This window comes from Streptomyces sp. NPDC102514 (genome assembly GCF_055584525.1).
On record NZ_JBVJLW010000001.1, the window covers coordinates 12,369 to 33,740 of the forward strand.

21 protein-coding genes are annotated in these 21,372 nt (G+C 72.2%); 8 read left to right on the forward strand and 13 right to left on the reverse strand.

Translation table 11 applies throughout. The annotated features are described in order from the left end of the window. Positions 1-195: 195 nt before the first annotated feature. Positions 196-1,119: a MurR/RpiR family transcriptional regulator gene (locus ACZ60E_RS00080; protein ID WP_469436354.1), complete on the reverse strand. Its 924-nt coding sequence runs from the start codon at positions 1,117-1,119 to the stop codon at positions 196-198. A gap of 198 nt (positions 1,120-1,317) precedes the next feature. Here ACZ60E_RS00080 and ACZ60E_RS00085 point away from each other — a divergent pair, with 198 nt between their 5' ends. Then, positions 1,318-2,034 (forward strand): ribonuclease H family protein, encoded by a 717-nt coding sequence (locus ACZ60E_RS00085; RefSeq protein WP_469436357.1) that lies wholly within the window; start codon positions 1,318-1,320, stop codon positions 2,032-2,034. A 117-nt stretch (positions 2,035-2,151) separates the two neighbouring features. After that, positions 2,152-2,343: an antitoxin gene (locus ACZ60E_RS00090; RefSeq protein ID WP_384809835.1), complete on the forward strand. Its 192-nt coding sequence runs from the start codon at positions 2,152-2,154 to the stop codon at positions 2,341-2,343. Positions 2,344-2,467: 124 nt separating this feature from the next. Here the strand turns inward: ACZ60E_RS00090 and ACZ60E_RS00095 are convergent, their stop codons facing one another. From ACZ60E_RS00095 to ACZ60E_RS00110, 4 genes are all read right to left on the reverse strand, one after another. Continuing rightward, on the reverse strand, positions 2,468-3,373 hold the full coding sequence (locus ACZ60E_RS00095; RefSeq protein WP_469436361.1) for a hypothetical protein: 906 nt from the start codon (positions 3,371-3,373) through the stop codon (positions 2,468-2,470). Positions 3,374-3,485: 112 nt separating this feature from the next. Next, positions 3,486-4,877, reverse strand: coding sequence for an alpha/beta hydrolase family protein (locus ACZ60E_RS00100; protein ID WP_469436363.1), 1,392 nt, complete (start codon positions 4,875-4,877; stop codon positions 3,486-3,488). Positions 4,878-5,133: 256 nt separating this feature from the next. Then, positions 5,134-6,015 carry a poly(ethylene terephthalate) hydrolase family protein gene (locus tag ACZ60E_RS00105; RefSeq protein ID WP_384809841.1) on the reverse strand — a complete coding sequence of 294 codons (882 nt, stop codon included), beginning with the start codon at positions 6,013-6,015 and terminating at the stop codon, positions 5,134-5,136. A gap of 71 nt (positions 6,016-6,086) precedes the next feature. After that, a complete protein-coding gene (locus tag ACZ60E_RS00110; RefSeq protein ID WP_469436367.1) occupies positions 6,087-7,241 on the reverse strand; it encodes a PucR-like N-terminal domain-containing protein in 1,155 nt (384 codons plus the stop codon). Between the two features lie 252 nt (positions 7,242-7,493). Between ACZ60E_RS00110 and ACZ60E_RS00115 the strand changes: the two genes are divergently transcribed. Continuing rightward, entirely contained in the window at positions 7,494-8,684 is a 1,191-nt protein-coding gene (locus ACZ60E_RS00115) for a PucR-like N-terminal domain-containing protein (RefSeq protein WP_453794246.1), read from the forward strand. Between the two features lie 152 nt (positions 8,685-8,836). On the opposite strand, the gene ACZ60E_RS00120 is transcribed toward ACZ60E_RS00115, so the two are convergent. Together ACZ60E_RS00120 and ACZ60E_RS00125 are read right to left on the reverse strand one after the other, a co-directional pair. Continuing rightward, entirely contained in the window at positions 8,837-9,493 is a 657-nt protein-coding gene (locus tag ACZ60E_RS00120) for a DUF3105 domain-containing protein (RefSeq protein ID WP_384809846.1), read from the reverse strand. A 92-nt stretch (positions 9,494-9,585) separates the two neighbouring features. Next, positions 9,586-9,978, reverse strand: coding sequence for a hypothetical protein (locus ACZ60E_RS00125; RefSeq protein ID WP_469436370.1), 393 nt, complete (start codon positions 9,976-9,978; stop codon positions 9,586-9,588). A gap of 115 nt (positions 9,979-10,093) precedes the next feature. Between ACZ60E_RS00125 and ACZ60E_RS00130 the strand changes: the two genes are divergently transcribed. Both ACZ60E_RS00130 and ACZ60E_RS00135 read left to right on the forward strand, forming a co-directional pair. Beyond that, the gene (locus ACZ60E_RS00130; RefSeq protein WP_469436373.1) at positions 10,094-10,705 is read left to right on the forward strand and encodes a TetR/AcrR family transcriptional regulator; all 612 of its coding nucleotides are present in this window, start codon (positions 10,094-10,096) and stop codon (positions 10,703-10,705) included. Then, positions 10,702-12,060, forward strand: coding sequence for an MFS transporter (locus tag ACZ60E_RS00135; protein ID WP_469436374.1), 1,359 nt, complete (start codon positions 10,702-10,704; stop codon positions 12,058-12,060). The genes ACZ60E_RS00130 and ACZ60E_RS00135 overlap by 4 nt, the downstream gene beginning before the upstream one ends. A gap of 63 nt (positions 12,061-12,123) precedes the next feature. Here ACZ60E_RS00135 and ACZ60E_RS00140 read toward each other — a convergent pair whose 3' ends face one another. Both ACZ60E_RS00140 and ACZ60E_RS00145 read right to left on the reverse strand, forming a co-directional pair. Continuing rightward, complete coding sequence (locus ACZ60E_RS00140) at positions 12,124-13,371, reverse strand: damage-control phosphatase ARMT1 family protein (protein ID WP_469436376.1); 1,248 nt, start codon at positions 13,369-13,371, stop codon at positions 12,124-12,126. Positions 13,372-13,447: 76 nt separating this feature from the next. Beyond that, positions 13,448-14,860, reverse strand: coding sequence for a S1 family peptidase (locus ACZ60E_RS00145; protein WP_469436378.1), 1,413 nt, complete (start codon positions 14,858-14,860; stop codon positions 13,448-13,450). Between the two features lie 289 nt (positions 14,861-15,149). Between ACZ60E_RS00145 and ACZ60E_RS00150 the strand changes: the two genes are divergently transcribed. Continuing rightward, the gene (locus ACZ60E_RS00150) at positions 15,150-16,184 is read left to right on the forward strand and encodes an alpha/beta fold hydrolase (protein ID WP_469436380.1); all 1,035 of its coding nucleotides are present in this window, start codon (positions 15,150-15,152) and stop codon (positions 16,182-16,184) included. Here ACZ60E_RS00150 and ACZ60E_RS00155 read toward each other — a convergent pair. Next, the gene (locus ACZ60E_RS00155; RefSeq protein WP_469436384.1) at positions 16,144-16,833 is read right to left on the reverse strand and encodes a response regulator; all 690 of its coding nucleotides are present in this window, start codon (positions 16,831-16,833) and stop codon (positions 16,144-16,146) included. The two genes, ACZ60E_RS00150 and ACZ60E_RS00155, sit on opposite strands and share 41 nt — an antisense overlap. A 179-nt stretch (positions 16,834-17,012) precedes the next feature. Here ACZ60E_RS00155 and ACZ60E_RS00160 point away from each other — a divergent pair, with 179 nt between their 5' ends. Both ACZ60E_RS00160 and ACZ60E_RS00165 read left to right on the forward strand, forming a co-directional pair. Beyond that, positions 17,013-17,924 carry an ATP-binding cassette domain-containing protein gene (locus ACZ60E_RS00160; protein ID WP_469436387.1) on the forward strand — a complete coding sequence of 304 codons (912 nt, stop codon included), beginning with the start codon at positions 17,013-17,015 and terminating at the stop codon, positions 17,922-17,924. Continuing rightward, a complete protein-coding gene (locus ACZ60E_RS00165) occupies positions 17,921-18,787 on the forward strand; it encodes an ABC transporter permease (protein WP_469436391.1) in 867 nt (288 codons plus the stop codon). Before ACZ60E_RS00160 ends, ACZ60E_RS00165 begins: the two co-directional genes overlap by 4 nt. A 72-nt stretch (positions 18,788-18,859) precedes the next feature. Here the strand turns inward: ACZ60E_RS00165 and ACZ60E_RS00170 are convergent, their stop codons facing one another. The 3 genes from ACZ60E_RS00170 to ACZ60E_RS00180 all read right to left on the reverse strand — a co-directional run bounded on the left by ACZ60E_RS00170 (position 18,860) and on the right by ACZ60E_RS00180 (position 20,975). Further along, a complete protein-coding gene (locus ACZ60E_RS00170; RefSeq protein WP_384809864.1) occupies positions 18,860-19,390 on the reverse strand; it encodes a hypothetical protein in 531 nt (176 codons plus the stop codon). Between the two features lie 93 nt (positions 19,391-19,483). After that, positions 19,484-20,374 carry a class F sortase gene (locus tag ACZ60E_RS00175; protein WP_469436395.1) on the reverse strand — a complete coding sequence of 297 codons (891 nt, stop codon included), beginning with the start codon at positions 20,372-20,374 and terminating at the stop codon, positions 19,484-19,486. Next, positions 20,364-20,975 (reverse strand): hypothetical protein, encoded by a 612-nt coding sequence (locus ACZ60E_RS00180; RefSeq protein WP_469436397.1) that lies wholly within the window; start codon positions 20,973-20,975, stop codon positions 20,364-20,366. The genes ACZ60E_RS00175 and ACZ60E_RS00180 overlap by 11 nt, the downstream gene beginning before the upstream one ends. Between the last annotated feature and the right edge of the window lie 397 nt (positions 20,976-21,372).

Below are 21,372 nucleotides of genomic sequence, written 5' to 3' on the forward strand. Positions count from 1 at the left end.
GCGATCAGCGAGAAGTATTCATATATACCGTCTGGTAAGCAAGGGTATGTAAAAATTCATGTGCCTGTGAGGCTGAATTTCGCCTTGCGGAATGCTGGAGTCATATGCCGCTGAAGGGGCGGCGAAGGCCGGAACGGATCAGTCCTGATCGAGGACTTCTCCAGGACTACTCAATAAGGACTGATCAAGGACCGATCAGTCCTTGAGGAAGAAGACGTGCTCGTCCGCGACCTGTTCGTAGTCCTCCAGACGGGCCTGCGTCCGCTCGGGATCGGCGTCGGTCATGGCCTGGAGCAGAGCCGCGGACAGCACGACGGGCGCGGCGTACGAGTCGAAGACGAGCCGTGCGCCGGTACCGGTCGCGAAGACGACGTCGGCCTCGTCGGCCAGCGGCCCCAGCCCCAGATCGGTGACCAGGGCGACGCGCAGACCGGCCCGCCGGGCGACCCGTATGGCCGTCAGCGTCTCGTGCGCGTGCCGGGGCATGGTGAAGGCCAGCACCCATGTGCCGCCCGCCTCGCGCGACTGCAGCAGGGCGTCGTAGGCGACACTGCCGCCCCGGGTCACCAGCCGGACGTCGGGGTGGATGCGCCGGGCGGCGTACGCGAAGTATTCGGCCAGCGAGCCGGAGATCCGCAGTCCGAGGACGGTGAGCGGAGTGGACTGCGACAGCGCGCGGCCGGTCTCGATGACCTGTTCCGGATCGGCGAAGTCGCGGCGCAGGTTCTCCAGGTTGTCGATCTCGGCGTCGACGGCGGCCTGCAGCTCGTTGGGCCGGGCCTCCTCGGCGGCGTCGGGCGAGCCGGCGAGCTTGCTGAGCGCGATCGACTGGAGGCGTTCCCGCAGGGCGGGGTAGCCGCTGAAGCCCACCGCCGTCGCGAAACGGGTCACCGAGGGCTGGCTCACGCCCACGCGCTCCGCGAGATCCGTGATCGACAGGAAGGCCGCGTCGGTGATGTGCTCGATCAGGTACTGGGCGATGCGCCGCTGCCCGGGGGAGAGGCGGGGGCCGTCGAACAGGTCCCGCAGCCGGGTCGTGGGAGCGGCCTCCGCCTCCGTGACCGGTTTCCCCGAACTGATCGCAGACGCCTGCGCGCGGGCCTGCTGCGGCGATGGCACCGGTGCGCCTCCTTCGTGTCCCACTCTGGTTCAACATAGCCCACACCCCGCGACGGAAGACCTGCCGCTTTCAGGGGCGCGGGCAACGGCGCAGTCTTGTGTCTTTCAGGGGCGCGGGGAACGGCGCGACAAGCCACGACGCACCCGCACATACGCACGCACCTCACCCAGTGCCCGACCCCGCCCCGCACCCCTGGCATGATCGTGCCCATGGCTGAACGCGTGATCGCCGCATGTGACGGGGCGTCGAAAGGAAACCCGGGCCCCGCAGGCTGGGCCTGGGTCGTGGGGGACGGTACGGGAACCCCCACGGAATGGGAGGCGGGCCCGCTCGGCACCGCGACCAACAACGTCGCCGAACTGACAGCACTGGAACGGCTGTTGACGGCCGTGGACCCGGGTGTGCCGCTGGAGATCCGGATGGACTCCCAGTACGCGATGAAGGCGGTCACCACCTGGCTCCCGGGCTGGAAACGCAAGGGCTGGAAGACGTCCGCGGGCAAGCCCGTGGCCAACCAGGAACTCGTCGTACGGATCGACGAGTTGCTCGACGGCCGCTCGGTGGAGTTCCGTTACGTGCCCGCGCACCAGGTCGACGGCGACCCCCTCAACGACTTCGCGGACCGGGCGGCGAGCCAGGCCGCCTTCGTCCAGAAGCCCGCGGGCAGCGAGCAGGGCTCTCCGGAGCCGCCGAAGTCCTCGGCGGCCAAGAAGGCGGCCCCGAAGACGGCCTCCGCGAAGAAGCGGACCACCACTTCCTCGTCGTCCGCCGCCTCCTCGGCGTCCTCCTCGCGCACGCTCAAGGCCAAGTTCCCCGGCCGGTGCCGCTGCGGCCGCTCCTACGCGGCGGGCGAGACCATCGCGAAGAGCCCCGACGGCTGGGGCCACCCGGAGTGCCGTACGGAGGCCCAGTAGCGCCCCCGGAACGCACCCTGACCCACCCCCGACCTGCCCGTTTCCGCCCCGGATGCGAAACCCGCCACCTGCGGTGACCCTTGATACGTAGGGGTGAACCGATCAGGAGGATGACTCATGTCCGTTATGGACAAGATCAAGGGCATGCTTAAGGGCCACCCGGAGCAGACGAGCAAGGGTATCGACAAGGCCGGTGACTACGTCGACGGCAAGACCGGGGGCAAGTACAGCGGTCAGGTCGACACCGCCCAGGACAGGCTCAAGGACCAGTTCGGTTCGGGCAAGGACGACAATCCGCCGCGGTCCTGACACCGCGGACCACACGAGTGCGTGAGTGCATGAGTGCTTGAGACGGGCCGGCCTCCTCGGAGGCCGGCCCGCTCTTTTCACAGTCTCTTTCCGCAGCCCTGCGAGGTTGCGCAGTCCTACGAGGTCAGCGGCCCCGGGTCTCCGAGGGGTGGCAGACGACCGTGGGCCCCGCCAGCATCCCGCCGGTGTAGAGGCTCTGGCCCCGCGGCATCCAGTACCCCAGCTTCGAGACGACGCTCGTGCAGGCGTTCGCGACCCTGGCGTGGACGACCACCGTGGAGGGCCGGCCCGGTTGGAGGTCGGTCAGGGCGCAGTCCAGCGCGTACATGCTGCGGGCCGTCGACGGATGGCGGCCGGTGAGCGGGTTGACGCAGCGGGCGTCGGACGTGGTCAGCTCCACGCCCGAGGCCTCCTCCCCGATGAGTCCGAAGCGGGCGCTCCCGTCCCCCTCGTCGCTGTCGCGCGCCACGGTGTACGTCAGCGTGGCCGACGAGTGCGGTCGCAGGGTGTGCCGGTCGACCTCGATGCGGTGCGTGGCCACGGGCTTCGGGTCGGTGAGGGTCAGCGTGGTGCGGACCGTCCCCCGCAGGTCCACGCCGGCGGGCGACGAGCGGACGTGCACCGTGCCGCTGACCTCGTACGTTCCCGGTCCCGGGGTCTCCCGGCCGCCGGGCAGCGGGCCCGTGGCGACGGTCCGGCCGTCCCGCCGCAGGGTCCAGGTCCCCGAGGTCAGACAGGCGTACCGGACGGCGGTGCCGGAGCGCCGGCAGGTGGCCGGGGCCGACAGTGACGTTCCCACGCCCCCGCCGCTCGCGCAGAGACTGACGGAGGCCCGCTGTCCGCCCGGCCCCTTCAGGGTGCCCGCGGGGGAGCAGACGGTCGCAGCCGACGCCGCGGGCGGCGGTTCCGGTGCCCGGTGCCGGGGCGCCGCCCCCGCCGGTGCTCCCAGCGCGGTCCAGCCCGTGACGGCCAGTACGGCCGCCGCGGTCAGCAACAGGGGTGTCCTGCGGAATGTGGGACGTACCGGCACGGGAACTTCCTCCTCGTCGGGGCGGCGAGCGGCCGGATGCCGGTCGCGTGCGTCGAGGAGAGGATGCGGAACGCCCGGGAGCCCGGACGGTTCCCACGCCGGGCGGTACGGGTCAGGGCCGGTACGCGTCGCCCGGATGGGCCAGGTCGTACGGGCGCGGGTACGCGGTGGGCCGGTAGGCGGTGTAACGGGCCGGGGTGGTCGGATCGGCCTGCGCTGCACGCGAGTTGAGAGCCGCCGCCCCCGTGTCGCCCCACCGGTCCGTGTCGACCCGGTGTTCCAGCGTGTCCAGCGCGGCGAGTTGTTCGGCGGGGCTGAAGGTGCAGTGGCCCGCGTTGTCGACGTACGTCTGGCGGAGCAGGTGCCGGGAGCCGCCCGCGGTGGCGGCCCGAAGATAGGCGCTCTCCGTCTGCACGGGGACGAGGGCGTCGCCGGTGGTGTGGAGGGTGAGCTGCGGCTTCGTCAGCCTGCCGGTGAAGGCGCTGGTCCGGCTCATCCAGTCGACCGCCGCCGTGTCGGCCTTGATGCGCGGCGTCTTGTTCAGCGTCCTGAGGTCGTCCGTGAGGGAGCGTCCCGCGGCCTTGTACAGCCCTTTGACCTCCTCGTACGCCGAGGACGCGCGCAGCAGTCCCCTGTAGTCGACCCCGGTGTTCCACGACGAGTTGCCGCCCGCCAGCGTCTCCGTGTCCTGCCGCCAGCTGAACGCCGCCGTCGCGAGGAGACCCCGGACGGCGGTGTACTGGTTGGCCTGCTGCGCGGTCCAGTCGGTGGGCGCCGGGCGGGGCTGCGAGGGGTCGTTCCAGCCGGGGATGTTGTGCAGGGCCGCCGCGAGGGCGATCCGGGCGCGGCCGACCGCGGAGTTCTGCGCCTCGGCGACGACCCCGCTCAACGCGCCGGCGGCGGCCGTGGCGGTCGCCTGGTCCGGGAAGTCGGCCAGCGGGATGGCGGCACCGGGTGCGAGGAGGGCCTTGAGGGCGAAGACCGGGTCGAGGGTGTTGTTCCAGTTGGCGACACCGCCGTGGACGAGGCCGCAGACGGACAGGGTGCCGTCGACGCGGTCCGCGTGGTGCTCGGCGATCCGTGTGGTGACGAATCCGCCGTAGGACTGGCCCCAGGCGAGGGTCCGCCGGGCCGCACCGAACCGTGCGGTGAAGGCGTCGAGCGTCGCCAGCTGGTCCGGCACCGCGTGCTCCACCGCCCACCCGGTGGTGGCGTACGACGAGCCGATGAGCGCGTACCCGTCCTTGAGGAGAAGGCCGCGGGTGGCGGCGTCGGTGACGTTCTGGGCCGGGTTCGGGGCGCCCCTGGGCCGGAAACCGTGACTGAACAGGAGCACGGTGCCGTTCCAGCCGGCGGGGACGTCCATGACGTACGTCGCGCCGGAGGACAGGGTGCCTTCCACGTGCACGTCTTCCGCGCGTACGTCCTCGGCGGTGACGGATCGGGCCGGGGCGGCGGTCGCCAGTAACAGGACGGCGACCGGGAGGAGGAGACGGCGCTTCATGCGGGGATCCCTTCCGGGGCGGGGGAGGGGGCAGGGACTGGGTGGCCCCAGTGAAGTTAGGCATGCACCCGTCGACCGTCAACAATCTGCGCAACATCCATGCGTGCCGTGTCGTGCCCTGCCTGCGCCGTGCCGTGCATCGCCGCGCATGGCCCGGCCCTGTTCACGGTTCGGCGCCCACCCCCGTGCCATGGGGGCGGGCGCCTGACGGTCGTGCTCGGGAAATGATCGGCAACCGGTGATCAGGTGCCAGCGATCAGGTACCGGTGGGACAGGTGTTCCGGTACTCGCTGATCTGGGTGTTCGTCGCGGGCGCCGGGCACAGGAACTTGTCGTAGCGCACGTCCTCGTCGACGAACCGCTTCAGCCAGGCGATGCTGTACTTCGCTATCGTCACGTTGGAGGAGAGTGCCACGTTGTGGTCGGCTCCCCGGAGTTCCAGATAGGCCTTCTCCGGCGCGGCGGTGAGGCTGTCGTAGAACACCTCGGCGTGCGAGCCGGGCGAGGCGATGGCGTCGTTCTCGGCGCCGATGATCATCGTGGGTACCCGGTCGGTCTGCCAGGTCTTGTCGTTGTTCCAGGGCATCAGCGGCACGGCCGCCTTCAGCGAGGGCCGCGACTCGGACGCCTTGAGCGAGCCCCCGCCGCCCATCGAATGACCCATCACCGCAAGGCGGTTGGGGTCGATACGCGTCCGTACGGAACTCGACTGGACGAGATGGTCGAGTGCGTTGAGCATCTGGGTGGCGCGGTCGTCGGGCTGGTCGAAACCGGAGTTGGTCTCCAGCGTCAGGACGACGAAACCCTGGGACGCGAGGCGCGGGCCGTACCAGCTGATCAGCGCCTCCGGCGTCAGGAACCCGGGGCTGACGACGACGGCCCCGAAGGTGCCCTGACTCGTGTCGGTGGGGTAGTAGGCGGTGCCCTGCTTGAAGGTCGGCCCGTCCACCGTGGTCTGCGCGGTCGCGAAGGGGCCGCGCTCGGCGGTGATGGACTGTTCGGTGGGGTCCGGGCCCCGTTGGTAGTCCCCGGGTCCGGCCTGAGCCTCCTGGGGAAGGACGCTCACGCTCACCGCCAGGGCGGCGGCGACGGACAGGAGGCCGAAGCGTTTCGCGGTGCGGGTGCTCACATGTCTCATGCGGGCAGAGCATGGTGACGACACGTCAGTGCCGCTCCTGGTTCAACTGCTGAATTCCGTACGGAAGTTTGTCAGGGCAGCACGGAACGGCGTACGGACCTGGTGCGCAGCGCGAGCTGCGCGTCGAACCGGAACGCCGGGTCGGCCAGCTTCTCGCCGTACAGGGAGGCGAGTTGGCGCAGCCGGTTGCGGGCCGTCTGCGGATGGATGCCCAGCGTGGCGGCCACCTCCGGAGCCGTGCGACCGCCAGAGGCGAGCAGCGCTTCGAGCGTGTCCGTGAGCCGCTCCGCCTTGCCCGGCGGCAGGGCACGCAGGGGATCGAGCACCTGGTCGCAGAGCAGGGCCCCGATCGGCGCACCGTGCAGGAGGTGCAGTTCCGCGAGATGCTCCTCGGCCCGGGGCCGCCCCAGGCGCCGGCCCAGCCGGGCGCAGTGCAGTGACACCCAGGCCTCGTCCAGGACGACACTCGGGCCCACCGCCGCGTGCGATGCCTCGAGCGGGCTCAGCAGACCGTCGTGGGGTACCACGAGATGCAGTTCGCCGCCCCGGCTCACGCGCAGCACCTCCTCGTCGACCCTGCTCACGTCGGCGGAGGAGGGCAGGACCGCGCAGCGGACGCGCTCCGGCAGTGGCCAGGCGGCCCGGCGGGCGAGGTCGGGCAGGGGTTCCGCGAGCGGATCGCGGTGGCGTGCCAGCAGCCGAGCCGCCAGGAGTCGGCGGGCCCGCAGTACCTCGTCGGCCGCGCCGGCCCGTGCCTCCTCGAAGCCCGTCACCGACTCCTCGGCCAGCGCGTGGATATGGGTGAGGACGGCCTCGCTCAGCGGGACGGCCAGCTCGCCGGAGAAGGCGGCCTGCCGTGCCACGTCCACATAGCGGCGGCAGGCGACCCGGGCGCCGATGCGGAAGGCGGCCTGGAGCCCGTCCGTGCCCCGCCCGTTCAGATACTCCAGTCTGCCCAGCCGCCTGAAACGCGGCACATAGTGCTGCTGCGGCCCGTCCGGCTCCTCGACCAGCTCGGTGAACTGGGTGGCCGCCAGTCGCACGGCCTCGGCGAGGTCCTGTGCGACGGCGGAGCCGATGGGCTGCCGGTAGCCGCGTACCTCTCTGCGGATGGCCTGGACCATCTCCGTGGTCAGCTCCGGAAGCCGCGCCCTCAGCAGCGGGGCGAGCCCCGGAGGCAGCTCACGCCAAGGACGCCTGGGTAACAGCGATTCGACACCTGACACGTCCAACTCCCTTGAAGACCAAGGGCCAGGGGTGGCCCCGCAAGGGGCGCGGGGAACTGCGCGCCCAGCCCCCACCGACCCGCGGAGAACAACCGAGCCCCCAGCGGAGCGTGTAGCACCGGACGGTGGGTCGCCGTGGTCCGGAGTGTAAGGCGCATGACACTTTCGCGACCGGTTCCCGCACGGAATCTGGCGTACCTCACACCGGCACCGCAGTCTTGCCCAGCCCCACGGGAACCCACGGGAGGTGCCATGACCCCCACGCACGCACGTGCCTTGGGCCCACAGGACACCGCACCGCTTCCGCGCGAGACGCGCCGGATGCTGCTGCGGGACATTCCTGCCGCGATCGACGAGATGGAGGAGGCGGTACGCACCGGTCTGCCGCACTACACGCACGCCGTCGAGGGCACGCACGGCTACTCGGTGCGCCACATCATCGACCGCACGGTCAGCTGCTTCGTCTCGATCCACGACGCCACCCGGGCGGGGCAGGCCGCCACGGCCGAGGTCATCGCCCTGTACGAACGCATCGGCGCCCGGCACGGCCTCCTCGGCTGCCCGCTCGACGTGCTGCGCGACGCCCTCGACCTGGCGGGGCGGGTGGCGTGCCGACGGCTCATCGAGGACGCGTACCGGCTGCACTGGCCGGCGCCCCTGCTGGCCACGCTCACCGAGGACACCTTCACTCTCATCGGGACGGCCATCGCGGCCGCCTCGCGCGGCTACGCCGAGGAGTGCCACCGCGCCCCGCTCGACGTGCAGCGGGACCGGCTGCGGGACGCCCTGGTCGCCGACCCCGACGAGCGGACCCGGCCGCTCGCCGAACTCGCGGCGGCGGCCGGCTGGCGGCTGCCCGGCACGCTCGCCGTCCTCGCCCTGCCGCCGGGCGACCATCCGCAGACCCGGGTGCTACCGCCGGAGGTGCTCGCCGACCGCAGCCCCGCCGCGCCCTATCTGGTCCTGCCCGACCCCCGTACACCCGGGCCGCGTTGGCTGCCGAGGACCATCGGGGCCGTCCTCGGGCCCGCCGTGTCTCCCGGCCGGGGCGCGGTGTCGCTGCGCTGGGCGCGGCGCGGTCTGGAACTGATCGAGCGGGGCCTGCTGCCCGCCGCCGCCCCGCTGCGCTGCGTCGACCACCTGGCCGCATTGACGGCGTTCAGGTCGGGCGACCTCCTGGAGGCAGCGGCGGCGGATCTCCTCGGGCCGCTCCTCGAACTGGCGCCCCGGCGCAGGGAACCGCTCCTGGAGACCCTGCTGGTGTATCTGCGCTGCGGTGACAACGCCGTGCTCACCGCGGACCGTCTCCACGTGCACGAGCAGACGGTCCGCTACCGCCTCCGCCAGATCGCCCAGCTCACCGACGGGACCTGCCCGGACCCCGAACGCCACCTGGAGACCATGCTCGTCCTGACCTGGCTGCTCTCGCCGGCAGCCGCCTAGGACCTGTCCGGTCGATCACCCCGCGTCTTCGCCGTGATCGACCGGACAGGTCCTAGACGCCCGGGTGCCGACGGCATCCGGGTTCCGGCGCGGCGCCGGGCTCCGTACTCCGGCGGGGAGCCCGGATGCCGTCGGTCAAGCGGTCAAGCCGGTCAGGCCGCGTCGATGCCGTTGGTGCAGGCGGCTCCCGGCTCGGGGGTCTGCGGGCCCTGCACATACTTCGTGAGGAACTGCTGGACCCGCGGGTCGGACGCCTTCTCGACGGTCAGCTGCTTGCCCCAGGCGGACAGCATGAGGGCCCCGGCCTGGTCCTCGACCGGACTCATCAGCGTGTAGGGCGTCTTGGCGACCTTGTCGGCGAGCGTCTTCACATCGGCGTCCGCCGCCTTGTCGTTGTACGTGATCCAGACCGCGCCGTGCTCCAGCGAGTGCACCGCGTTCTCGTTCGGTATCGCCTTCGTGTAGACCGAGCCGTCACACGTCATCCACGCCTGGTTGTGGTCGCCGCCGACCGGCGGATTCATCGGGTACGACACGGGCTTCGAGACATGGTTCTGGGTCAGCTTCTTCGCGTTCCAGGACTTCTCGCCCTCGACCGGCTTCTTCGCCGCGGCCTGCTGCTGCTCGTCCTTGTCGTTGGCCCGGTCGACGTAGTACGCGCCGAATCCGACGAGCCCGACGACGATGGCCGTGCTGATCGAGATGGTCAGGACGCGGTTCCGGCGCTCACGGGCCTTCTCGGCACGGCGCATCTCCTCGATACGCGCCTTGCGGGCCGTGGCGGCCGACTTCTTGCTGGTTCTGCTCATGGGAATGCGTTCCTTGTCCCCGCCGCGCCGGATCGACCGGGCGGGCGGCGATGGGTGAGGGGTCGGACGGACGTCGTCGTACGGACGCCGGTCTAGATCCGCTGCACCTGCAGGACATGGAGGTCGGGGGCGCCGCGCGCGGGCGGCAGCACGGGCACGCGCTCCGCCGTGGCCGCGGGTGTCACGACGGGCATCCGGGGCGCCACCGCGGGCTGTGGGTGGGCGCCCACCGGCAGCACGGCGCGTGCCTCGTGCGTGGGCAGCCCGCAGCACTGGTCGTGCTGGGCGGGGGAGGCCAGCCGTTCGTGCGGGACGGAGACGGTGACCACCGGCGCCGCGACCGGAGCGGTCCGGGCGTGCGCCGGTACGTATCCGAGGCAGGCCACCAGTACCGCGAGCAGCATGCCGAGCAGGACGGCCAGGGCAGGGCACAGCGCCGCGTCGCGGGTGACGCGGCGCGCTCGCGGTGGCGTCCGGCTGCTCATCCCCGTGATGGTATGCGCTGCCTGTGACAGCGCTCCCGGTACCCCGCACAAAGACGAACCGCCCTCCCCCGCCGGTGAGTAGACACTGTCTACGTGACGCTGGTAGACAGTGTCTATGAGTGAACGAGAAGCGGAAGCGGGCCAGGGAGAACCGGGCCGGGGAGAACCGGGGCTGCGGGCCCGGCTGGTGGCCGTCGGCGTGGAACTGGTGACCCAGGAGGGCGCACAGGCCCTGTCCCTGCGGGAGATCGCCCGCCGGGCCGGTGTCTCGCACGGCGCGCCCCGCCGCTACTTCCCGACGCACCTGGAACTGCTGTCCGCGATCGCGCGAGAAGGCTTCGCCGAGCTGGGGGCCGAGGTGGCCGAGGAGTTGCGCGGCGGTGAGAAGACACCGCGGGCCCAACTCGTCGCGCTGGCACGGATCTACGTCGACTACGCGCTCTCCCACCGCGGCATGTACGAGCTGATGTTCCGCCACGACCTGCTGGAGAGCAACCGCCTGGGCCTGCGCGAGACCAGCCTGCCGCTCTTCCAGACCATGGTGGACCTGGTGGGCCGGGCCCGCCCCGACGTACGGGCCCCGGAGGTCGCGGGCGCGCTCTGGGCCAACCTGCACGGCGTCGCGCAACTGTGGGGCTGGGGCAGTCTCCGGCTCGCGACGGGGGTGGACGGTGTCGAACCCTTCGTACGGGCCGCTCTGGACGCCCACCTCGGGCCGGAGCGGTGAACGCGGCGCTCCGGCAACGCCTCACGCTCGTCGCCGGTGTCACGGGAGCCGCGGTCGTGGCCCTCGACGGAACCGTGACCACCGTCGCGCAGCCCACCCTGCGCCACGACCTCGACGCCTCGTTCGTGCAGGTCCAGTGGATCAGCACCGGCTATCTCATCGCGGTCGCCTGTCTGCTGGTCTTCGCCGGCCGGCTCGGCGACCGCCACGGGCACCGACGGGTCTTCGCCCTCGGCGTGTTCGGCTTCGCCCTGGCCTCGGCGGCCATCGGTCTGGCACCCGGCATCGGCTGGGTCATCGCCCTGCGCGTCGTCCAGGGGGTCTTCGGGGCGCTGCTGCAACCGGCCACCCTGGGCATGCTCCGTGCCGCCTATCCGCCCGACCGGCTCGGCATGCCCGTCGCCCTGCGCACGAGCGCGATCGGCGCGGCCGCCGCGCTCGGACCTCTCGTCGGCGGCGCGCTGATCTCCCACTCCGGCTGGCGGTGGGTCTTCTTCCTGAGCGTGATACCCGCGGTGGCGGCGGGCGCGCTCGCCCTCGCGGTGCGCGTACCGGCGCCCACCTCGGACGTACGCCTGGACCTGCCCGGCGCGGGCCTCCTGGCGGTGACGCTGATCTGTCTGGTCCACACCCTGGTCGGCCTGCCGGGCTCCGGCGGGACCGCCGCCACCGTTCTCGGCGTCCTCTGCACGGCGGTCGCCTGCGCCGCCTTCGTCCGCCATGAACGCCGTACTGCCGGACCGCTGATCCCGCCCGAGGTATTCCGCTCGACGACGGTCACCTCGGCGCTCGGGGCGCTGGTGGCCGTGTCGGCGGCGATGTTCGGCACGCTGTTCCTCGGCACCTACTACCTCCAGGACGTGCGGGGCCTGGACCCTCTTGAGAGCAGTCTGCACGCGCTGCCGCTCGCCCTCATGATGGTCGCCGGGGCACCCCTGTCCACGGTCCTGTTCCGCCGCTTCGGCCCGCGCCGAACCGTCATGACGGGTGCGGCACTTGTCGCCCTCGCCACCCTGCTGATGTCCCGCCTCGACCGGACGTCGGGCTCCGTGGCGATCGGCTGCTGCTTCCTGCTCCTCGGGGCCGGTTTCGTGGCCGTGATGGTCACCGCCACCGCGGTCCTCGTACGCGCGGCGTCCGTGGCGGTCGCGGGGGTGTCGGGCGGGCTCCAGCAGACCGCGATGAACATCGGGCCGATGCTCGGGGTGGCCCTGGCCACGGTGTTCCGACCGGCCGACGTCTCGACGACCGGCGCGGCCCTGCTCGTCCTCGCTGCCGTCGCGGCGCTCGGCGCACTGTCGGCCACCGGACTGCCCACCACATCGGACGACGGAAAGCCGGCGGTCAAGGTCTGACCTGGATCGGGATACGGGTCTGACCTGGATCGGGGCCCGACCCGGATCAGCGCCTGACCCGGATCAGCGCCTGACCTGGATGAGGGCATGCGTTCCGCTCGTACGCCAGGACTCCGCGCCCGCGTCCAGTTCCGCCAGGGTGGCGGGAGTCAGCCCGGTCATGACGTCGCACTTGAGTGTCCGCAGGGCCGCCACCGGGCCCGGGAAGTACGCGGTGACCCCGGCGAACGGCGTGGTGGCCGGCCAGTGCCGATCGCCCACCAGGCGGCGGTAGTTGAGGTCGCCCTTCATGACGGTGAGCGTGGCGGACGCGAAGTCCTCCCGGAGGTCGGCGGGCATCCGGTCGTAGGGGTGCGGCGCGCAGAAGAAGGGGTGGCTGCGCAGGATCAGCCGCCCGTCGCCGACGGCGTCCCGCAGCCGTCCGCCAACCTCTGCGGCGCGACCGGACGCCCCGGTCAGCCGGTCGAGACAGGCGAGCGTGTCGGGGGTGGTGGCGTCGGAGACGTAGTACGGGTACGGCTTGAGGTGCAGGACGACGGAGGCGGCCCGGCCGGTGGCCAGCAGGTGGTCGGCGAGGACGAGGTCGGGGAGCAGTTCGGGGCCGGCGTTGTCGGCGACGAGACAGACCTTGCCGGGACCGCCGGGCCCACCTGTCTCTCCGCGGCCACCCGGCTCTCCGGCCGCGAGGGCGTCCCACAGCGCGTCCGAGTCGTCGACGACGAGTCCCTGGACCCGGTCGCCCAACCCGGCCTCACCCGCCGACAGTTGGAAGCCGAGGTCGGCCCGGTTGCCCCAGAGGGAGGAGAGCAGGAGGGTACGGTCCCGCTCGTCCGGGGGCAGTTCGGCGAGGCGGTCGAGCGCGGAGAGTTCGTCGTCGACCTTGGAGCCCGCGAGTTCGGCGTTCTTGAAGGGGGCGAAGGGGTCGATGCCCAGCCAGGGTCCCGGGGTGAAGTGCCGCAGGGCGGCCAGGAGTTTGCGGTAGAAGAAGCTCTCCGCCCAGAGGAACGGCACGTCCGCCCAGCGTTGCCCGTAGTACGGCTCGTCCCGCCAGTGGCCGGCGCCCGGCTCGTCGTCGTCCAACCGCTCGATGGACCCCTTGGTGATCTCGTCGAGGAGGGCGTCCAGTGCGCGCTGCTGCTCGGGTGGGTACGGGGTGGTCCGCCGGACGCGCTCGATGAGGGCCGGGTGCCGCTCGTCCAGCACACTGCGGGCGAAGGAGCCCGGGGTGCCGGTGACCACGGGGGCAGGGGCGGAGGGGGCGGCTTCGGCGTCGGCGGGGGCTCGGCCGGTGTCCTGACTGGGGTGCGTCATGGCCCCAGTAAACCGTCCGTGCCTGCCGCCCGCGGCCCACCGGGCAGGTGCCAGCCCGCGGCCCGCCGGGCAGGTGTCAGCCCCAGCTCTGCGAGTACTGGTTGCGGTAGCGCTTGCGGCCCCGCTCCGAACGGATCCGCAGGGCCACCAGCGCCAGCAGACTCCCCGCGATGACGAACAGCCCCGGGCCGAGGTTCCGGTACTCCCCGAGCCGCTCCAGTGCCGAGGAGGCGTTGTCGGTCTGCCCCTGGGGAACCGTGTCCGCCGGTCCCATGGCCCCGGGCAGGGCCGCGCCGGGAGCGGTCGAGGCGGTGCCGGGCGGTACCGCCGCGCCCGCGTCGTTGCCCGTGCCGCCGTCGGCGCCGGCCGAGGACGGCGCCCGACCGGCCGCCGCGGGATCGATCGTCAGCTTCACACCGAGCGAGGTCAGCGCCTTGGTCACCGGCTGGAAGAACGTCGTACCGCCGGCCTGGCAGTCCCCGCTGCCGCCCGAGGTGACACCCATGGCCAGTCCGTCGGCGAACATGGGGCCGCCGCTGTCGCCCGGTTCGGCGCACACCGTGGTCTCGATGAGCCCGGTGACCGTGCCCTGCGGGTAGTTCACCGTCGCGTTCAGGCCGGTCACCTGGCCGGACTGGAGCCCCGTGGTGCTGCCGCTGCGGAAGACCTTCTGGCCGACGGCCGGATCGGCCGCTCCGATGATCCGTACGCCCTGGCCGTTGCCGACCGTCACGACGTCGGCGCCGCTGAGGGCCGTGCCGGAGTTGTACTGCACGAGCGAGAAGTCACCGCCGGGGAACGAGCCGGAGACGGTGGAGCCGACCGGCTTGGCCCCCTGCTGGTCGGAGAACCACGCGGTCCCCACGGGCCCGCAGTGGCCGGCCGTGAGGATGAAGTTGTTCTGGCCGTTGGTCACGTTGAAGCCCGCCGAACAGCGTCCCGAGCCCGCGAAGAGCGCGTCGGCGCCGTTCAGCCGCGGGGTGAACGTGCCCTCGGTCCGCTCCATGCGCACGGAGGCGCCGATGCCCTCGGCGACCGCGGTCAGCCGGGCCCACGCGGCCTTGGAGACGGTGGTGTCGGCGCGGACCACCACCTGATTGGTCGCGTAGTCCATCGCCCAGGAGGTGCCGGCCACCTTGGGTGCGTCCTTCAGCGCCTCGGTGGCGGACTTCAGGTCCCGCATGGTGTAGCGGACGACCTTGGCCACGGCGCCGCCCTCGCGCACCTCGGCCGCGGCCTTCTCGTCGGTCACCGCGACGACCGGGCGCCCTTTGGCGTCGATCCAGCTGCCCGCCGTACGCGAGGTGCCCAGTTCGGAGACCAGTTCCTGTCCCGTGCGGGCGGCCCGGGTCTCTGCGTTGGGAGCCTTCGTGCCGTCCGACGAGGTCTCGCTCGCCATGGCCTGCGTGACCATCAGCCCTCCGCAGGCCAGCCCGCCGATGGCGGCGAACCGTGCGATTCGCTGAACATTACGTCGTGCATGCCTCATTCACGGCTCCCGTGCGACTGTCCTGACACAGCGTCACTTCTGTTGCGGGCGAACCCGCGAGGTGAACGCCCTCACTTCAGTACGTGCCGCCGCGCGGTCCGGTTCACCGACCCGCCCGGCCGTTCGGAGACGGCGTGAACCCGCCGGTCGTCAGGACCGGGCCGCGCGACACGTTTTGCCGGAACGGCAAGGTCCCTCGCCGCTCGGCGGAGGCACCCGCATGATCGGCAGCAGAGCGCTGAGCGGTTCGGCAGCTCGGCGGTCGGGACAGTCGAAGCCAGGAGGACGTATGTCGCAGGAAGCCAGCCCGTTCACCCCGGCGGGCGCCACGCATCGGACGGTGGACGTCCCCGGTGGCCGGATCCACCTCGTCGAGCAGGGCACCGGCCCGCTGGTCCTGCTGATCCACGGCTTCCCCGAGCTGTGGCACTCGTGGCGCCACCAGCTCCCCGCGCTCGCCGCGGCGGGCTACCGGGCGGTCGCCATCGACGTACGCGGCTACGGGCGTTCCTCGGCGCCCGACGACGTGGAGGCGTACCGGATCGGGGCCCATGTCGAGGACAACGTGGCGGTCGTCCGCGCGCTCGGCGAGGAGACCGCGGTGATCGTCGGCCACGACTGGGGCTCGACCATCGCCGCCGACTCCGCCCTGCTCAGGCCCGACGTCTTCACCGCCGTCGGCCTGCTCGGGGTGCCGTACGCGCCCCGGGGCGGGCTGCGGCCGACCGACGCCTTCGCCATGATCGGCGGGGACGAGGAGTTCTACGTCAGCCACTTCCAGGAGCCGGGCCGCGCGGAGGCGGAGATCGAGCCGAACGTACGGGGATGGCTCGCCGGCTTCTACGCGACGCTGGCCGGCGACACGATGCCCGCGTCGGGAGAGGGCACGGGATCGGGCGCGGTGTTCTTCGTCCCGAAGGGCGGCAGGCTCTCGGACCGGTTCGTGAAGGACCGCCCGTCCTGGCTCACGGACGAGGAACTCGACTACTGCGCGGCCGAGTTCGAGCGGACCGGCCTCACGGGAGCACTGAACCGCTACCGCAACATGGACCGCGACTGGGAGGATCTCGCCGACTTCGACGGCGCCCCCCTCACCCAGCCGTCGCTCTTCGTCGCGGGTGAACTCGACGCGTCCATCGCCTGGTTGGCCGACGCGATCAAGGCGTTCCCCGGCACGCTCCCCGGCCTGGTCTCCTCGCACCTCGTCGAGGGGGCCGGCCACTGGGTGCAGCAGGAGCGCCCGGACGAGGTCAACCGCCTCCTGACCGACTGGCTGAGGTCCCTCAGCGGCCCGACGCCACCAGCCCCGACTCGTACGCGATGATCACGAGCCGGACCCGGTCCCGGGCGTCCAGCTTGGTGAGCAGCCGGGACACATAGGTCTTGGCGGTGGCGACGCTGATGGAGAGCCGCTCGGCGATCTCGGTGTTCGACAGCCCGCCGCCGACGAGCGCGAGGACCTCGCGCTCCCGGCCGGTGATGCGGCCGACCGTGCGTGCGGAGGGGGCCGCGTTCCGAGGCGGGGACACCGGGCGGTCGGCGAAGTCCCTGATCAGACGGCGGGTGACACTCGGTGCGAGCAGTCCGTCCCCGGTGGCGACGACCCGGATCGCGTCGAGGATGTCCTCCAGCGCCATGTCCTTGACGAGGAAACCGGCCGCGCCCGCCCTGAGCGCCCCGTGGAGGCAGTCGTCGTCATCGAAGGTGGTGAGGACGATGACATGGGTGACGTGGGTGTCCTGGGCGCCGCTGGAGCCGCGCGTGATCAGCCGGGTGGCCTCGATGCCGTCCATGCCGGGCATCCGGATGTCCATCACCACGACGTCCGGGCGCTCCTTCTCGGCGAGCGCCACCGCCTCGGCGCCGGTTCCGGCCTCCCCGACGACCTCCAGACCGGACTCGTCGGCGATCACCATGCGCAGTGCGGTACGGATGAGGGGCTGGTCGTCGGCGAGTACGACGCGGACGGTCACCGCGCACCAGCCGGTACGGGCAGCGGGGGACGGGGCGTGGCGGGCATGCGCCGATCGTAGCCACCCGGTCCCGGCGGGGCATCCGACCGTGGGCGTACATCCCCGGCCGACACCGGCCCGCCCGATTGTCGGCGCGGGCCGGATGCCCGACCACCGTGCCACCGGCCACCGTTGGGCACATGATCGAAGTCAACGAACTGACGAAGCGGTACGGCGGCACCACCGCCGTCGACGGTCTGAGTTTCACCGTGCGGCCCGGACACGTCACCGGGTTCCTCGGCCCGAACGGCGCCGGCAAGAGCACCACGCTGCGGATCGTCCTCGGCCTGAACGACCCCACCGGCGGCTCCGTCACCGTCGACGGCCGCCGCTTCCGGGACCGGCCGCGCGGACTGCGTCACGTCGGCGCGCTGCTCGACGCCCACGACGTGCACGGCGGACGCACCGCGCGAACGCACCTGTACGCACTGGCCCGGTCCAACCGCATTCCGCGCCGCAGGGCGGACGAGGTGCTGGCGGAGGTCGGCCTCGCGGGCGCGTCCCGACGCCGGATCAGCGGATTCTCCCTCGGGATGAAACAGCGGCTCGGCATCGCGGCGGCGCTGCTCGGCGACCCGCCGGTGCTGCTCTTCGACGAACCCCTCAACGGGCTCGACCCGGAGGGTGTGAAGTGGTTGCGGGGACTGTTCCGCCGGCTGGCCGGCGAGGGCCGCACCGTGCTCGTCTCCAGCCATCTCATGTCGGAGATGGAGAACACCGCCGACCAACTGGTCGTCATCGGCCGCGGCTCGCTGATCGCCGCCGAGAGTCTGGCCGCGTTCGCGGCCCGCGGCACCCGCCCGAGCGTGACGGTACGGACCCCCGACCTCACGGCACTCGCGGACCTGCTGACGGGAGAGGGGGCGGAGGTGCTTCAGCAGGAAGCGGACACGCTGACGGTGACAGGCTTGAGCGCCGAACGGATCGGTGAACTCGCCCTGCGTCATGGGGTGTTGCTGCACGAGCTGGCCACCCGGTCCGCGTCCCTGGAGGAGGCCTTCATGGAACTCACCGCGGACAGCGTCGACCATGTCGCGGGAGCGGGCCGATGACCGACACGGCCGCGGTCGACAGCACGGCCGCGGGCACGGCCGTACGGGGTCAAGTCGCCGACCCCCGCGCCCGGTTCCGTGATCTCGTCGCCGCCGAGTGGACCAAGTGGTGGTCGCTGCGTTCCAGCGGCTGGGCGCTGGTGGCCACCGCGCTGACCGTCGTCGGCTTCAACGTGGGCATGGCCTATGACACGTACCGCTACTGGTCGGAGCGGGACACGGCGTCACGGGCCGACTTCGTCCGGGACGGGATTCCGCTGTCGATCGCGTTCTCCACGGACGCCGCCATGCTGCTCATGCTGGCCCTCAGCGCCATCGGCGCAACGGTCGTCGTGGGCGAGTACCGGACCGGACTGATCCGCACGACGTTCGCCGCCGTACCGGCCCGCCGTTCGGTGATGGCGGCGAAGGTGTGCGTGGTCGCGCCCGTCACGACGGTGTTCGGGGCGGTCGTCTCCGTGGCCTCGTTCGGCCTGACCCAGGCCGTCCTGTCCGGCCGGGACGCCGGTGTGGCGATCGGCCACCCCGGTGCCCTGCGCCTCGTCGTGGCGTCCGCGCTCCTCGCGCCGGTGTCCGCGCTGGTCGGCCTGGCACTCGGCGCCGTCCTTCGGCACAGCGCGGCCACGATGACGGCCAACGTGGTGGTCCTCCTGCTGCTGCCCCTGATCTTCAGTGCCGACCGCCACTGGGCGGCCGTCGTCGACCACGCTCTGCCGGCGGGCGCGTGGAACCGGTTGACGGCCGTCGCCCACCAGCCGGTCGCGCACCCGTGGACGGCCGGCGGGGCGTGGACCGTCTACGCGGTCTGGGCCGTGGCCGCGGCGGTCGTCGCGGTGGCCTCCGTGCAGCGCCGCGATCAGTGACAGGGCCGGCCCGCCGCTTCGGCCCACTGTTGGAGCTCGTCGGCGCCCGTTGCCGTCTGTTGGCGGAAGTCGCTAGGCGCGGGTCCCGTGCAAGGCGGTGCGGGCGACGCCGACGAAGTCCACGACCGCCTCCCAGAACGGGGGGTAACAGTCCTTGAACCGCCGGCCCGCGTCCTCCTCACCGGCGATCATCGCGTCGAGCGCCCGGTAGTTGGCGCTGGTGGAGCGGCGCAGCCGGTCCGCGGCCGAGGCGACCTCCGGCGGGCCCTCCAGGTCCGCCACCCAGACCCGCTGGCGCAGCACCGCGTACTCGCCGCGCAGGCGGATCCGCAACTCCCGCAGGGCGGCCAGCCGTTCGTCGGGGTCACCGATCTCGTGGGCGTCGGTCACCGTCCAGTACAGGTCGCCCATGCGCTGGGCCTGTTCGATGAGGTCGACGTACGCCGCGCGGCGGGCGGCCCTGAGGCCGTCCGCCTGTACGGTCGCGGCGGCCGCGTCCGCCTGTATGCGGGCCGCGCGTGCGGTGCCGCGGCTGGTCACCCAGCTCGCGAGCACCGCGGTCGCGGCCGTCAGCGCGGCCACCCACAGCGTGCTGTCGCCCATACCGGAACAGTCCCCGTCCCTCGCCTTGGCCAGATGCTCCGCAGGAGTGTGGCACGGGGACAAGTCACGGGGTGCAAGCCACGGGTACAAGTCCTAGGCGTGGCGGGAGGGTTCGAGGATTTTCGTCAGATGGGCGAAGACGACGACATTGCTCTTGTAGCCGGAGTGCCGGTCGTACACGCCTCCGCAGGTGATCAGTCGCAGCTCCGGACGCTTTCGTGCGCCGTAGACCTCCCGACTGGGGAAGCGCGCCTTCTCGTACATCCGGACGGCGTCCACCGTGAAGACGGCGGTACGTCCGTCGGCACGCACGGCCTCGACAAGTCGGCCGGGTTTCAGCGTGCTCAGGCCGGCGAAGACGGCGGGTCCGGTACGGGTGTCCAGATGGCCGACCACCACGGCGGTGCCCGTTTCTCCCGGTGACGGCCCGCCCTCGTACCAGCCGGCCAGTCTGGGCTTGTCGACCGGCGGGGTGGTGAGCTGCTGACGCCGGTCCAGGCCGAGCCCGACGAGCGGGGCCTCCAGGCGGAGATCCGGGATGCGCAGGCTGGTGGGCTTGGAACGGGAGAGGGGCTGCGGCTGCCGCGGCTGCTGCTGCGATTGCTGTGGGTTCCGCTGCCGCTGAGGCGGCTTGGGAGGTTGGGGCGGCCGGGATGCCCGGGGTGGCTGGGACGACCGGGGCGGTGGAGGTGGGGGCGACGAGGGTCGCGAGGGACGAGGGGGTGGCGGACTGGGACGGCTGACGGGGGGTTGTGCGGGAGCGGGGGTGCGCCGGGGCTCCGGTGCCGCGGCGGCGGGCGGACCCGGGGACGCCTTCGCGTCCCCGGGTTCCACCGCCGGGGCGGCGACCGGCCCAGCGGGCCGGCCGTCGTCCTCGGACCACCAGATGCCGCCCATCACCAGCGAGAACGCCAGAACCGCGGTTCTCGCCAGGCGGTAGGCACGCGTGCGGTACCAGGGCCTGGGCGCGCGCCTACGCGGCACCGTCGGACCGGCGACGCAGCTGCCGGAGGTAGACGAAGCCGGACACGCCGACCAGGCCCACCGCTCCGGCGGCGGCGACCGCCGACACGGTCGGCGTCTCGGCGAGACCGCCGCCGCCCGCGGGCACGGCGCCGTTGGGGGTCCGCGGCTTGGCGTCCGGCTTGGCCGCCGCGTCCGGCTTGCAGTCGACCTTGAACACCTTCGTCTTGCCCGCGCCCGACCCGCCCAGGATCTTCCAGGTGAGCTTGTACTGGCCGTCCGGCAGCGCCAGCGTGTCCGTGTAGCCGGTGCCGATCGGAAGGGTCAGGGTGCCGTTGAGCGTGGCGCTGGCCGAGGCGGCCGGCTGTGGCTCGATCGTCCACGTGATCCCTTGCACGCCGTCGAAGTTGAAGGCTGCCAGATAGAACTTGCAGACCTTCGGTTCCGTGCGCTGATCGGTGGGGGACGTCGTCTCCGCGTGGATCTTGACGTCGCCGTTGTCGCCGGGGGCGGCGTGGGCGGCCGGTGCCCCGAGGAGGGCGGCGCCCGCGAGGGCGACCGTGCTGAGGGCTGCGGCGCCGGTGTGGACGCAGGCGGAGCGGGTGAGCGGTGAGGCGGGCATACGAAGTCCTCCGAGCGGAATGATTGTCGTACAAATCGGTTGTGCACCCGACTCCCTTTCACATCCGCCGACGCGAAACGCGCCGCACCGCTGATACGACGTCAGGAATCCCCCGTCCGGACCAACATTTCGACGCGGCACACCACCAGGAACGGGCCCGCGGCCACACGCTTCGAGCCCTGCGCCGCGCCGCGTGCGGGATTCGTGCCGGGCCCTGGGCCGCGCCTCGTGCCGGGCTTGGTGCTCGCCCCGCGCCAGGCTCCGCGCCGCGCCTCGCGCTCGGCCGCCGTGTCGGGTCGCGTCAGGCCGACTCAGCCGAGTCGGGTCTGTGCGTCGGGCGCCCGACAGGCCTCGGCGTCGGCCCCCGCGCCACCTCTGCCTGCGGCCGCGACACCGG